This is a genomic window from Halobellus sp. Atlit-38R (genome assembly GCF_003665925.1).
GTDB lineage: Archaea > Halobacteriota > Halobacteria > Halobacteriales > Haloferacaceae > Haloquadratum > Haloquadratum inordinatus.
Window position 1 is genome coordinate 30,757 of record NZ_QXIJ01000012.1, and the last position, 12,190, is coordinate 42,946.

General features: G+C 59.1%; 8 protein-coding genes. 5 read left to right on the top strand and 3 right to left on the bottom strand.

Going from position 1 to position 12,190, the window contains the following annotated elements; genetic code table 11:
* The first annotated feature begins 112 nt into the window (after window positions 1-112).
* The 5 genes from D3D02_RS14390 (at window position 113) to D3D02_RS14410 (ending at window position 6,859) form a co-directional block, all read left to right on the top strand.
* Window positions 113-769, top strand: a complete 657-nt coding sequence (locus D3D02_RS14390) for a hypothetical protein (RefSeq protein WP_121570690.1) — start codon at window positions 113-115, stop codon at window positions 767-769.
* Window positions 766-2,046, top strand: a complete 1,281-nt coding sequence (locus D3D02_RS14395) for a hypothetical protein (protein ID WP_121570691.1) — start codon at window positions 766-768, stop codon at window positions 2,044-2,046. Before D3D02_RS14390 ends, D3D02_RS14395 begins: the two co-directional genes overlap by 4 nt.
* Window positions 2,047-2,347: 301 nt before the next feature.
* Window positions 2,348-3,808: an ATPase domain-containing protein gene (locus tag D3D02_RS14400; protein WP_233560669.1), complete on the top strand. Its 1,461-nt coding sequence runs from the start codon at window positions 2,348-2,350 to the stop codon at window positions 3,806-3,808.
* Entirely contained in the window at window positions 3,805-5,271 is a 1,467-nt protein-coding gene (locus tag D3D02_RS14405; RefSeq protein WP_121570693.1) for an ATP-binding protein, read from the top strand. Before D3D02_RS14400 ends, D3D02_RS14405 begins: the two co-directional genes overlap by 4 nt.
* A gap of 7 nt (window positions 5,272-5,278) precedes the next feature.
* The gene (locus D3D02_RS14410; RefSeq protein WP_121570694.1) at window positions 5,279-6,859 is read left to right on the top strand and encodes an ATP-binding protein; all 1,581 of its coding nucleotides are present in this window, start codon (window positions 5,279-5,281) and stop codon (window positions 6,857-6,859) included.
* A 910-nt stretch (window positions 6,860-7,769) separates the two neighbouring features.
* On the opposite strand, the gene D3D02_RS14415 is transcribed toward D3D02_RS14410, so the two are convergent.
* The 3 genes from D3D02_RS14415 to D3D02_RS14425 form a co-directional block, all read right to left on the bottom strand.
* A complete protein-coding gene (locus D3D02_RS14415) occupies window positions 7,770-8,549 on the bottom strand; it encodes an IclR family transcriptional regulator (RefSeq protein ID WP_121570695.1) in 780 nt (259 codons plus the stop codon).
* A 76-nt stretch (window positions 8,550-8,625) separates the two neighbouring features.
* Window positions 8,626-9,753, bottom strand: coding sequence for an ABC transporter ATP-binding protein (locus D3D02_RS14420; RefSeq protein WP_121570696.1), 1,128 nt, complete (start codon window positions 9,751-9,753; stop codon window positions 8,626-8,628).
* Between the two features lie 69 nt (window positions 9,754-9,822).
* Window positions 9,823-12,165 (bottom strand): TIM-barrel domain-containing protein, encoded by a 2,343-nt coding sequence (locus D3D02_RS14425; RefSeq protein ID WP_121570697.1) that lies wholly within the window; start codon window positions 12,163-12,165, stop codon window positions 9,823-9,825.
* Window positions 12,166-12,190 lie beyond the last annotated feature (25 nt).

Here is a 12,190-nt window from a genome sequence, read left to right on the forward strand (position 1 = left end):
GAACCCTCGTATAGAGCGATTCCCTCACAGAGCCGCCTGCGCCTAACGTAACGTAGTCAGAGAGACGGAGGTTCCAGAAAATGTTTTACACCGCTACCCGATGGCAACGGTGATGCCCTCCCTGACACGCCGCCGAGCCCTCCTGACGGTCGCATCCGGGGTCGCCGCACTCGCCGGGTGTTCCAGCGAAGCTGATCTCCCGATGATCGATCCTCAGAGCGATCACGATACGATCGAGGACTACGAAGTGCGCCACGTCCGCAACGAGGATGGTGTCGTCTTGTTCGCCCACAGAGCGGAGTTGCCGACCCCGAGCGACGAAGGGCGTGGACGGTACGCCCGTCACGGTCGAAGCGTCATCGTCTCCGAAGACGATCTTGCTGAACTCACGTTTGGGGACGTCCAAGAGGCCGAGCGACTCCGCTCGTTCGTCACAGAGACGGACTTCGACTCGTCGTCGGTATACCTCCTCTCGATGCCCGTTGAGGCCTGTTACGAGATCAACCTCCAGTCGGCGACCGTCGAGTGGGACGAGCTGGAACGCGACGATCTCCATCCACACGCCGACTTCTGCCGAACGCACCGCCCTGCCGACGTCGAATGCAGCGTCGAGGAAACCCACACTGTCGGATTCGCGATCCGACTGCCCGTCGCCGCCGAACAGTCCTCGGGAATGGGCCGCGGGATGTCGAGCTCTTGTCGACCCTCACCGCGCGGAGAGTACTTCAACGCGACAGTGACGCCCGCGAGCGGTGGTGGCGGCGAATGAGATCGCGTCGCACCGTGCTCACCGGACTCGGAACGATCGGCGTCACCGGGCTGGCCGGATGTGCAGCTCTGCCGTTCGGGGACGACCACTCCGACAACGAAGACGTGCCGCTGTCAACTGGGGATATAGGGACAGTCACGTGGCCCGAGTCGCCGTTCCCGGTCGCAGTTCCCCCGAGTCTGGTGAACGCACATCGCGATCGAAGCCGCGAGTTACTCGCCGCAGTTCCGTCTGATCCGTCTGTGCCGAACGGCGCCGTCGCCGAGGAGGTGCAATCGGACCGCGAACGCACCGCGAATCAGCTTAATGGTGAACCGGACGAGTCCTGGCCGACCGAGGCACTCTCGACGTGGCGCGGGCGGCGGAACGAGGCCGCGTGCGTTCTGGGAACCTACCGCGCCGCGACAGGCAAAGACGACGCAGAGGCGCTCACAGAACGGCAGCAGGGGGTGCGCAACGATCTCGCGTCCTTCGTTGCCGACCACGAGTACCGCGCGTCGTCACCGTTAGAGGCGGTGCTCGCACACGCACCAATAGAAGAATTGGTGGGGGACTGTCGCCGACACGTCCGTCCTGCCCCGGCGTATCCGTCCGATCCGGTCGCCAGTCCGTTCCAGGCGGGGGACGCCGTCGGACGCGTTGAACTCGCCCGTGCAACGCTCGCGGACGCCCGTCGACTGCGGGAAGCGTACCTGGGCGAGCGCTCCGAGACGACCGCGCAGTGGACAGCACTGATCGACGCGTCGAGGCGCTTAGAATACGCAGCCTCGCGCACACGCTCGTCTGTTACCGACTTTCTCGACCGCGAGGAATCACCGTTCCGCACCGATCTCGACGGAACGGCAGGTCGGTGGTTGTTCAGACGAGCCAGCGGATACCTCGAAGCGAAGACCGAAGAGGCGCGGGAGCATCGAAACGACGGCCAATTCGCGGCCGCCGTTATCGAAGCCGGACAAATCCTGGCGGGCGTCGAGGCGCTCCGAGCGACGATCAACGGAATCCGCGACGGCGCATATCTGGGTGAAGTGACGACTGAGTCGGTCTCGGGAACGGCCGATCGGGCGCGGGAAGCAATTACCGCCATCGGGGAGAGTGATAATCCGAGAGTGGCTGCCCAGATCGTTCGACCGACGCTCGGGACCTTCGAGTACATCACCAATCTCATCAAGGAACACTACGCCGAGGCCGTGCGCGTTGAAGGCGATTTAGCTTGGGCTGAACTCTACGCGCGCGCTGTTCCCGCCGCGGCCGAGTTCGTGGTCGAACGGCTCGAATAGCCACTCCATCAGTATCGGCTTCGGATTCATCGGGGCGATACGTCGCGATGATTTGACCGTATTGAGCAAATCCTGTTTCAGCGTAGTGTACTCGATGAAACGGAAAACGGAGCGACGGCGTCGATCCGGTGAGCAACACCCTCGACGTGGCTCCCCCGCGCATCCAGTACCCGGATGCTCCTGTCATCGAGCGCGAGCCAGATGGACTACTGGATCTTCGTATCTGGAATATAAACTCAAGTAAGAACAAATATGTCGATGACACAGAACTTTTTCAATGAGAGACATATACTCGTGTTCTGTGTCTAAGACTAGACTTTCTACGGGTCTCCAGGGACTCGATCGAATCCTCAACGGAGGCGTCGTCGAGGGATATAGTACACTTTTGCGTGGTCCTCCGGGAGCGGGCAAAACGATCGCCGGCCTTCACTTTCTTACTTCCGGCGACGACGACGAAACGGCGCCGCTTTTCATCAATCTCGGCGAGCCGAACCATTACGTCAAGGAAACGGCACGGGAGTTCGATCTCGGCCCCGAGAACGTTACTTTTCTCAATCTTTCACCGACGAAGGAACGATTCGTCGAAGCGGAATCCTACTCGCTCTTCGAGTCCGCGGAAGTCGAGCAGCCCTCCTACGTTCAGAGACTCCGAGACACGGTCGAGGAACTCGAACCGGACCGCGTCTTGCTCGATCCGATAACGGAGTTTCGGTACCTCACCACGGACGAACACCAGTTTCGCAAGCAAATCCTGAGTCTCCTCGACTTTCTCAAATCCCACGAGGCGACGGTGATGCTCACCTCTCAGGCGTCGGAGTCAATCTCTGATTCGGACCTGCAGTTTCTCACAGACGCAGTCATCAGTCTCGATAGTACGCCCTCGGGTCGGACCGTACGCGTTTCGAAGTTCCGCGGATCCTCGTTCCAACGCGGCTTTCATACGTACACCATCGCCGAAGACGGCGTCAGCGTCTGGCCGCGGCTCACACCGGACAAGGAGATCGATCCGAGCGAATACCAACTCGACACGCTGTCTTCGGGAGTTCCCGAACTCGACGAACTCCTCAACGGGGGCGTCGAAACGGGGACGGTCACGTTCCTGAGTGGTCCGACCGGAGTCGGGAAGACGACGACCGGACTGCAGTTCCTGAAGGAGGCAGCCGCCAGAGAGAAGCGGTCAGTTCTGTTCTCCTTCGAGGAATCGAAACATACGCTTCTCCACCGCGCAGAATCGATCAATATTCCAATACGCAAAGCCGTCGAAAATGGGAACCTCTCTATCGTGGAAGTACTCCCCGAAGAGTTCACCGTCGACGAATTCGGTGACATCGTTCGGTCTGCCGTCGAAGACGACGTCGAACTGGTGATGATCGATGGCATCCGCGGGTTCATCCAGAACGTCAGAGGAACGCGTGGCTCTCCCTACGACGACATCCTCCGAATCGGACGGTATCTGCGTTCACAGGACGTGACGACCATTATGGTGAGTGAAGTGAACAATATCACTGGCGACTTCCGCGCGACCGAAGAGGGAACGAGCAATCTCGCGGACAACATCGTCTTTCTGCGCCACGTCGAAGTCAACGGAGAGTTACGAAAGGTCATCGGAGCGCTCAAGATGCGCACCAGCGACTTCGAGCGCAGCCTCCGTGAGCTCGAAATCACAGAATATGGGCTCCGCGTCGGTGAGCCGCTCCCCAAGCTTCGGGGAATCCTCACCGGAACGCCCGAATGGAACGAGACGACGAATGAAACCCGATGAGTGGCGAGGCGGCGAAATCGCGGATCTTACCGCTCGTCTCTGAGAGTGGGAACCGACGAATACTCCGCGAGTGGATCGAGGGGAAGCCCCGGTATCAGTTGGTGGATGCGGGCAAAGCTGTCCACTCGGCTGACTTCGATATCTGCATCTTCGATGTGGAGAATCTCACGGACGAACGGGAGGCACTGCGGGAGCGAAAGTCGCGAAAATCGGTGATGCTCCCTTATATACTGCTCGTCCCAGAGAATCGAGCCCAGTCCGTACGAGATCAGCTCCGGAGTCAACATCCGAAGCTGTGGGAGATCATCGATGCGATACTCGAAATCCCCCTCTCGAAGTTACAGCTCGACGATCGGATCGAGACGCTCCTGCGACTCCGGCGGCAATCGATCGCATACCAAAAGCAGCGATCACAGTTGAAGGCCCTCCGAAGTGTGGATTCGGGACACGGAGTCGTCATCACGGACGCAGACGGGACGATCGAATACGTCAACGAAGTGTACCAGCAACAGTCCGGCTACTCCCAGGACGAACTCGTCGGTGAGACGCCTGGCATTCTCAAGTCTGGCGAACACGGGGACGCGTTCTACGAGGGGCTCTGGAGTACCATTACCGATGGGAAAGTCTGGCAGGGCGAGGTGATCAACGAGCGCAAGAACGGCGAACAGTACGTCGTCGTGCAAACGGTCGCGCCCATTCGCGGACTGAACGGAGAGATCGAACGCTTCGTCGCAATCAATCACGAAATTACCGAACTCAAGGAGATGGAGCAAGCGTTTCGAGAGCAGAGCGAAGAGCTGGAGTTACTGAATCGGATCCTCCGTCACGACGTCCGAAACGACCTGAACATCATCCTCGGGTGGGCCGAATCGTTGGAGGAGACGGCCACCGGCGAAGAGGAAGAGAAACTGGAGCGGATTCGCTCTGCTGGCCAGCGGGCGGTCGAACTCACCAGAGTCGCGCGCGACATCGCAGAAGCGATTTCGGGCGAAGAAGAACCGGAACTGCATCCGGTCCCACTCGACGACGTCCTCACTACCGAGGTCAAGAACCGGACGGCCGCATTCGACGATGCAGCTATCGAACTACACAGTTCGCTCGACTCAAAGGTCAGGGTCAGAGCAAATCAGATGCTCTCATCTGTCTTCCGAAACCTCATCAATAACGCTGTCAAGCACAACGATGCCGCCGAGCCAGAAGTGATAATCACCACCGAGGAACGGACGGACTCGATCGTCGTTCGAGTCGCGGACAACGGCCCCGGAGTCCCAGCGGAATTGAAAGAGCGAATGTTCGGCGAGGGAGAACGGGGACTCGATAGTCAAGGGACCGGAATGGGGCTGTATCTGGTACAGAGCCTCGTCGATACCTACGGCGGTGCCGTGTGGATCGACGACAACGACCCACGAGGATCGGTGTTCACCGTCGAACTGCCAAAAGTACCCGATAGTGTCGACCAGTAATCACGCGATGCCCGCTCAAGACCCTCCACAAATCCCGAGTCCGGAGGAGACACTGGGTCTCTACCCCCTTGTCTCGGACGGGGCTAATCGCCGACTGCTCGTAGAGTGGATCCAAGACCAGGAGCGATACGAAGTGACCGACCCGGAGACGCCGTTGTCGGCTGCGCAGTTCGACCTCTGCATACTCGATGCCGAGGCGTTCCGCGCGCACCGTGCGAAGTTACGAGAGCGAAAAGAGGAGACAGCACCCGTCAGCCTGCCGTATCTCTTACTCTTCCCCGATAATAAGCAATCGGCTCTAACGAGCGAGAACGGGAGGTTGACGAACGACGATATTATCGACGACGTCGTATTCCTACCGATCAGAAAGGCCGAATTGGCGTGGCGGATCCGGTCTCTCCTCCGACTTCGCGCCCAATCACGTCGCCTGTATCGATACAACCGACTCCACCAAGTCTATCGAACGCTCAACCGCTGCCTCGTCGAAGCTGACGATCGAACCACGCTGCTCACGAACGTCGTCGAGACACTCTCCGATTACGACGCCTTCGACCGCGTAATCGTGACTCTCGTCGAAGACGATTCGCTCGAATTCGACTGTGGGGCGGGCACCGCGATGAGTACCGGGGGACTCCGAGAGTACCACTCGGCGGACCGTCTCAAGACCGCAACCGAACGGGGACACCTCATCAGAGAGGACGTAACCGGGTTCACGCCGCAAGACGACGAGACAGCCCCACACACCGAAGTGGAACTCCCGATCGAGTACGAAAGTCAGGTGTTGGGAGCGCTAAGCGTACTCTACCGACCAGAGACCGCGAGCACTGACGAGGAAGTGGAACTCCTCGCGGAATTGGCTGAGGACATTGCCTTCGCAGTGTACAACGTCCAGTTGCGAGTTGATCACGAGGAGGCGATAGCACAACTGACAGAGCGGAACCGTCAGCTGAAGGTCATCGATCGGATCCTCCGCCACAACTTCCACAACAAGGTCAACGTCATCAAAGGCTACTCCGAGATGGCCGAAACGCAGGCCGGCGAGGACGTGGCGTCCTACGTCGAAAACATCAACGACGCGGTCGGCCGCCTCATCGAACTCGTGGATAAAGAGCACGACATCACTCGCACTCTTTCGGATCCGCCTGCCGTCAAATCGTTTGACATCGTCGCTGTCGTAAGGTCGGCAGTCTTGAAGATGAAACGAAAATACCCCGATGCAGAGATCCACACAGACCTCCCACAGAAGTGCCCGGTCTTCGCGTCAGTCGGTATCGGCCGGGCGGTAGAGGAATTGATCGAAAATGGGATCACATACTCCGAAAAGATGCACCCCACGGTAGAGGTGCAGGTAGTCAGCGAGAACAACGTGGTCCGAGTCTCGATCTCCGACGACGGCGCAAAGATACCCGAAGTCGAAAAACAAGTGTACGCGGGCGAAGCAGACATCACGCAGCTCTCTCACGGACTGGGTCTCGGCCTGCGGCTGGTGGAGGTACTCGTCGAACAGTCCGACGGTGACCTGCAATTCGCGGAGAACGAACCGCAAGGGAGTGTGGTCACGATGGAACTCGCAACTTCCGACCAATAGAGTCCTGATCGTTTTCCACGACGGACTGTTGGACAGGATAAACGTCATAGAAGGTAATAGAATCGGGAACGTTCTGCCAGCTAATGTATAATTCAAAATCGAGCTGTGTAACGACGTGATGGGCATTTCAAGCCGTTATCTGGCACGTTAAATCCGTGATCAAATATCGGATCCACCAAGATCAAACTGGATAGACACCAAAAGATAGTCAGTATTTCATATATACAAAAGAGACAAATTCTTCGATAGACGATGTATGAGATGGCTTTGGGGTTATTTAGAAAAGCATTTAGGTATATAGAAAATTACCTTTCATAATATAAATTAGTTTGATAGAAATAGGTTGCTGGCACTGTTAGTGCCTGTTTGTCTCTCGCAAACGCCGAACCGTTCGATCTCGGACTTGCTGGATCGCTGCTTACTTCGATCTGCTCAAAATAACACTCGTACGTATGTTATCTTTCATAGCTTATAGGAAGTGCTCCCTCGACGACTCTAACAAGTGTACAGATGTTTTTGAATCGCTCATACAGTGTAGTAGGGGATGACTGGAAGCCACTGGAAGCCACCTCGGATTGGGATACGGGAGAGACGATCAGCACTCGACGACGACTGTTCGGCGACGAACCGATCCGTTCACAAAGGCCAAACGAATCACGCGTCCGGAGACGACGCGACGAGCCCGTTGTTCCTCCCAGAGATGCCGTACCATTTCAAAAGAGCGCGCTAGAACGCCTGGGATTCCGCTTCACGTAACCGACTACCATACCAGTTGGTTTTTGAGACTCATACGTGGTATTTGGTCCTCGCGAACGGCTAACTACTACCATAATCCGCTCCTGAATCGAAACAGACCACGAAAACCGGGGAAAGAAGCGGCCTGCTCCGAACATTCGGCAGGTGCGAACGGTCAGACTTGCGTCGCGTTAACTTCGATAACGTTCGCTGCCCCCTCTACGATCTCCGGCAGTTCCTCGTGGAACCGATCTCCCTTAAATCGGCTCGTTGGACCTGATATGCTGATCGCGCCACAGACGCCGCCGTTGGGATGTTTGATCGGCGCCGCGATGCATCGCAGACCCTGGAGAATCTCCTCGTCGTCGAACGCGACGCCTTCCTCACGGATCGTCTCTAACTCGTCGAACAACTCCTCGCGTGAGGAGATGGTCTTGTTCGTCCGTTGGGGGAGCCCGTGTCGGTCGATGATGGCGTCAATTTCGTCGGCCGAAAGCTGCGAGAGGATCGATTTTCCGAGTGCAGTGCAGTGGAGGAGCTTCCGGTTCCCCGTGTAGGAGGCCGTCTGGATCGCGTTCTCTCCGCGTGCCTTGTGGAGATAGACGCCGCGACCGTGTTCTTCGACCATAAACTGCGCTACCTCACCCGTCTCCTCGGCCAACCGCTCGACTTCTTCTTTTGCGACTTCGTAGATGTCGACTTGCCCTTTCGCGTACTCTCCGATGTCGACGAACCGAAGACTCACTTCGTAGACGCCGTCGTTCTTGACGACGAACTCGTTGGCGGCGAGCGTCGACAGGTGGCTGTGGATAGTGGCCTTCGAGCGGTCTAACGCTTCGGCCAACTCGGAGACACCCGCCCCGTCCATTTCACGCAGCGCTTCGAGGATATCACAGGATATCTGTACCGCCTGTACGTGCCGGCCCGATCCGGCCTCGGTTGGGATCTTGCTCATATCGTGTGCTATGAAGAGGTTTCACTTAATTGTTCGCGAGAAGCAAACGGCTGGTCCAGCGGTGACAAACGGACGCTCAGGCCGTGATCGTGTCTGCTTTTTCGTCGAGTTCGCTGTTCTTGACGGCGGCTCCGGTCCGGCCGTCGAAGATGTGAATCTTCTCCTCGGGGAAGACGACGTGCACGTCCTCGCCTGCGGAGATTCTTATCTCGCCGTCGATGCTGGCCGTGTACGTCTGGTCGCCAATCTCGAAGTAGGCGTAGGTGACCTCCCCCATCGGCTCGACGACCTCGATTGTCGTCTGGATGGCGTTCTCCGCGTCGGCATCGGCGATCTGGATGTGCTCGGGGCGAATTCCGAGCGTGAGGTCTTGACTGGCGGTTTCCAGTTCGTCTGACGTCGTCGCTGATATCTGGTAGCTGAACTCGTCGTGTTCGAGCGTCTCATCGTCGTGTTTGACCGAGAGGAAGTTCATCGACGGCGACCCGATGAAGCCAGCGACGAACCGGTTCTTCGGGCGGTGGTAGCACTCCAGCGGCTCGCCGATCTGCTGCAGTTCGCCGCCGTCAAGGATGGCGATGCGGTCGCCCATCGTCATCGCCTCGGTCTGGTCGTGGGTGACGTAGATCGTCGTGATCCCCATATCCTGTTGGAGTTGCTGGATCTCGGTGCGCATCGTTGTCCGAAGCTTCGCGTCAAGGTTCGAGAGCGGCTCGTCCATCAGGAACACTTCCGGCTCCCGGATGATCGCGCGGCCGAGCGCGACTCGCTGCTGCTGGCCGCCGGAGAGGTCTCCGGGCTCTTTCTCCAACAGCTCACCAATTTCGAGCAGTTCCGCGGTCTCTTCGACACGCTCGTTGATTTCGCCTTTCGATAGATCAGTCGTAATCTTCAGCCCGTAGCCGATGTTCTTTCGCACGGACATATGTGGGTAGAGTGCGTAGTTCTGGAACACCATCGCCATATCCCGCTCTTTGGGCTTGCGGTGGGTAATGTCGCGATCGTCGAGTAGTATCTGACCGGAGGTCGTCTGTTCGAGACCGGCGATACACCGCAGCGTCGTCGACTTTCCACAGCCGGATGGACCGACCAGTACGAGGAACTCGCCGTCTTGGATGTCGAGGTCGAGATCGTTGACCGCGACGATCTCGTTACCGCCCGATTCGAAGACCTTCGTCAGTTCGTTGAGTTGTAAGCGTCCCATTGTGTCACCGTGGTTCGTTGTGGCACAATTTAGGACCTCCCCTAATAAATTCACCCCTCAGCGGCGGCCTCACACGACGATCGTGAGCCGCGTCCCGTCACCCGTCCACTCGCCCGGCTCTGGCTCTGAACCGACTGCAGTGTGCTGAGAACCGTCGACAACGACCTCGTCTGGATCGGCATCCTGCACCGTGATCGTCGTCCGGGCTGCGGTGACTCCGCCGGTGTCGACCGACAGCGTTCCCGCTGCTTCCTCGACTGTGATTTCCAGTAGCTCGTCGGCGTCGACGTCGTAGAACCGCCCGCTCGCCTTCGCCTCCGCGAGCGTCGCCTCCAGTTCGAGCGCCGCAGGCGTCCCCGGCTGGATAGACTGCGTGGGTTCACGCTGCGGCACGACGCTGCCGGCACGCACGAAGATCGGCATCTCGTCGAGTGCGACGTCGATCTCGACGGTTCGTTCGCCGGCGTAGCGCTCTCCGCTCCGGTACTCGCGCCACTCTCCGTCCGGTAGGTACACCGAGCGAGTGCCGGCGTCCGCGAAGACTGGTGCCACGAGTATGTCTTCGCCGAGCAGATACTGTGTGTCCATTCGGTGGACGGCCGGATCGTCCTGGTACTCCAACACGAGGGGTCGAACGACGGGCAAACCGGTTCGTGCGGCGATCTCAGCGTACGTATAGAGGTAGGGAATCAGCCGGTAGCGCAGTTCCGCGTACTCTCTGAAGATGTCGAGGGCCTCGTCGCCGAACTCCCACGGCTCCCGTGGGGTCGTTCCGTGGCAGCGGGCGTTCGAGGAGAGCAACCCGAACTGCGCCCAGCGAGTGTAGACTGCCGTACTCGGCGTTCCGCGGAAGCCGCCGATGTCGTGGCTCCAAAATGCGATCCCCGAGAGCGACGCCGAGAGCCCGCCACGGAGGGCAGCACCCATCCCGTTCCAACTCGTCTGCGGATCGCCACCCCAGTGCATCGGGAACGCTTGACTCCCGGTCCAGGCGGAACGACCCCAGACGAGGGCTTCCTCAGCCCCGTTGACCTCGCCGACGACCTCGTATACGGCCTCGTTGTAGAGGTACGGGTAGAGGTTGTGCATCGTCGTCCCGGTCTTTCCGTTCTCGAAGACGGCGTCCTCGGGCACGTACTCGCCGTAGTCGGTCTTGAACACGGACACGCCTTGTTCCAGCAGCCGCCGGTGTTTGTCTTTCCACCACTCCACTGCCTCGGGATCTGTGAAGTCCACCAGCGCCCCGCGGTAGTCGCCCTGACACGTGTGGTCCATCACGTAGGGGTCCCCGGAGCCGTCGGTGACGAAGTACCCTTCCTGGACGCCCGCCTCGAATGCGTCGGTCCCGACAGGTACGTGCGGATGCTCCCACAGCGAGAGGCGAAAGTCGCTCTCGCGGAGTTGCGAGATCATCTCTTCGGGCTCGGGGAACTGGTCGGTGTCCCACTCGAGGTCCGTCGACTTGTGCTCGCGCATCCAGAACGGATCTAAGTGGAGGACGTTGCTGGGGATCGACTCCGAACGCAGTCGCTCGGCGACGGATTCGAGTTCCTCCCGAGACTCGTAGCCCAGCCGTGACATCCAGGTGCCGAAAGACCATTTCGGCGGGCGGGCTGGCCGCCCCGTGACGGCGGTGTATCGCTGGATGATGTCACGGAAGTCCGGGCCATAGAAGAACACGAACGCGAATTCGTCATCCGAGACCGACATCGTTCCCGACGCCACAGAGCTTTTGCCGAAGTCGTAGTGGACGCGCGCCGTGGTATCGACCAAGAGCCCGTATCCGTTTGTCGAGAGGTGAAACGGGATATTCTTGTACGCCCGCTCGGTTTCGGTTCCGAGCGGCTCCTCGTGCCACAGATCCAGTTCGCGCCCGCGACGGTCGAACTCGACGAACTGCTCACCCGCGCCGTATATTTTCTCGTCGGGCGAGAGGCCGAACGCAGTACCCGTCTGCGTCACCTTGCGGGGATTGTGATTGATCTCCTCTTGGGTGAACCCGAGGGGATCGACGCGTTGCTGCCCAAACACGTCCGGGTCGGACCGTTGTTCCTCGAAGACGGTCTCGTCGGTGTCCGCGTCCGAGACGACGAACGACCACGCATCGAGTCCGACCGCGATTCGCAGTGCTCCCGTCTCGATCGTGAGCGTCTCCTCGGTCTCGGTCACCTCAAAGTCGGGCGCCCCCGAGAGCGCATCGTGGTTCAGCCGCGGGTAGTCGCTGTCGGTCGCAACTTCCGGGTTCGCCTGCAACTCGAATCGGAAGGTCCGCGGGCCATAGATAGCCAATTCCACCGGAACAGTCCGCTGTGTGACGGTTTCGGGGGCCGCTATCTCACAGTCGAAACGGACCGTTTGGTCGTCGACGGTGTACGCCGCCACCGAGTCGACGGTAATGCGCTCGCTTGTCATCCTACCCAGGAGGGCGTCTCTCTGG